This is a genomic window from Lamprobacter sp. (assembly GCF_034860625.1).
Lineage (GTDB): Bacteria > Pseudomonadota > Gammaproteobacteria > Chromatiales > Chromatiaceae > Lamprobacter.
Window position 1 is genome coordinate 1 of sequence record NZ_JAYESN010000473.1, and the last position, 1,603, is coordinate 1,603.

Below are 1,603 nucleotides of genomic sequence, written 5' to 3' on the forward strand. Positions count from 1 at the left end.
CATGCGTTTCGACTGTCCCGCCGCGGCGGCGCCCCGGCCGCGGCGCGCGTGGCCTCCGGCACCGAGGCCGTGCCAGAAACCCTGCTGCTCGAGGCGCACGGCAGCGCCGGCGCGCTGCATCAAGGCTGGAAGACAGCGCAGACGCTGATGGAATGGTGTGGTGGCATCGCCAGCAGTGCCGCCGCCATCGTCGCCGCCGCGCGGCGTGGTGATCCGAACGCGATGGTGGCCGGTACGCGCAAGAATGTGCCCGGCAACCGCCGGCTCGCGGTCAAGGCGTTCAAGGCCGGTGGTGCCGTAATGCACCGCAATGGCCTCTCGGAGACGCTGTTGATCTTCGCCGAGCATCGGCTGTTCCTCGGCGACGAGCCGCCGAAGGAGACGCTGGCCCGGCTCCGTCGACAGTGCCCAGAGAAGCGGGTCGTGGTCGAAGTAGCGACGCCCGAGGAGGCGCTGACCTGGGCCGAGGCCGACGTGCTGCAGCTAGAGAAGTTCACCGCCGAGCAGGTGGCCGAGACTGTTGCAGCGCTCGCCGCGCGCGGCTCACAGGCCGTGGTTGGCGCCGCGGGTGGCATCAACGCCAAGAATGCCGAAGGCTACGCGCGCGCCGGTGCGCGGCTACTGGTGACGACGGCGCCGCACTTAGCGCCACCGCGGGATGTGCAAGTCCGGTTCTTCAACGCGACGGCGCCGTTTCGTCAGGGATAGCAAGTTCCAGGTAATCACCTGCTGAAATCTGTGAAAGAGCCTCCGCGATCATCGAGCCAGTTCGTTTAATCCGCGGCCAACTGGTCGTGCTCAGAACGAGGATCGCCATTGCACGACCCGAGAGATTCTGCTGGTTCCAACGACCTGGCCGCGTGCTCCAGAACGGCACGCGCTTGCGCGAGCGTGACGCCCGGGAACCAACTAACAAACTCGACGAGCTGGGCCCCATCCTCCAAGTTCTCGAACAGAGCTGTCACCGGTACTCGAGTGCCCCGGAAAACCCAGGCGTCGCTGAGCCGCTCAGGATCATGCTCGACTGCGGCGCAATTGGACCAGTCGATCATAGACAGCCTCCAAGAAGGTTAGCGATATCAGAACCTAGATTCAGTTTAGCCGACTAGCTTGGAGCCTGTTCACAGGCTTGGCCACGGCAATGCAAAACGCCCGGCTGCCGTGACGCGCCAAGGTCGTTAGCTCCTCCAGCTCCAGACCCGCAGCATCGATCTGCGCCCTGAGCTCAGGTTCATAGGTCACCCGACCAAACTCGATGCTCGTCACCCGTTTCAGCATGGGCTTGAGGATCTCCATCCAGCGGTCGGGTCGCATCTGAATGGTCTGGGTAAAGTAGAGACGTCCGTCCTCGCTCAACAGCGCCGAACAATGCCGCAGCGCCTGCTCCGGCTCCGGCAGTAGCATGAAGCTCCCGGAGAAATAGACGGCATCGTAAGGTCCACCCTGGTGATCGTAGACACATTCAAGACGAACCCCAGCGCGATTCGCTAGCGGGGAATCCTGCAGCCTTCGCCAGGCACGCTTGACATAGTCGGCATCGATATCGATGCCGGTCACCCGCAGTCCCTTTTGCTTGACCAGATCGGCGTTCGCGAGCAGGGCG

Annotated in this window: 3 protein-coding genes; 1 reads left to right on the plus strand and 2 read right to left on the minus strand. The window is 63.9% G+C overall.

Annotated elements, in window-relative coordinates:
* Window positions 1–708, plus strand: a 708-nt coding sequence (modD, locus tag VBE63_RS28950; RefSeq protein WP_323686437.1) for a ModD protein, incomplete at its 5' end; no start/stop codon positions are given.
* Between the two features lie 65 nt (window positions 709–773).
* Here modD and VBE63_RS31685 read toward each other — a convergent pair.
* Together VBE63_RS31685 and VBE63_RS28955 are read right to left on the minus strand one after the other, a co-directional pair.
* Window positions 774–1,052 carry a DUF433 domain-containing protein gene (locus VBE63_RS31685; protein WP_416274721.1) on the minus strand — a complete coding sequence of 93 codons (279 nt, stop codon included), beginning with the start codon at window positions 1,050–1,052 and terminating at the stop codon, window positions 774–776.
* Between the two features lie 40 nt (window positions 1,053–1,092).
* Window positions 1,093–1,603, minus strand: a 511-nt coding sequence (locus tag VBE63_RS28955; RefSeq protein WP_323686438.1) for a class I SAM-dependent methyltransferase, incomplete at its 5' end; no start/stop codon positions are given.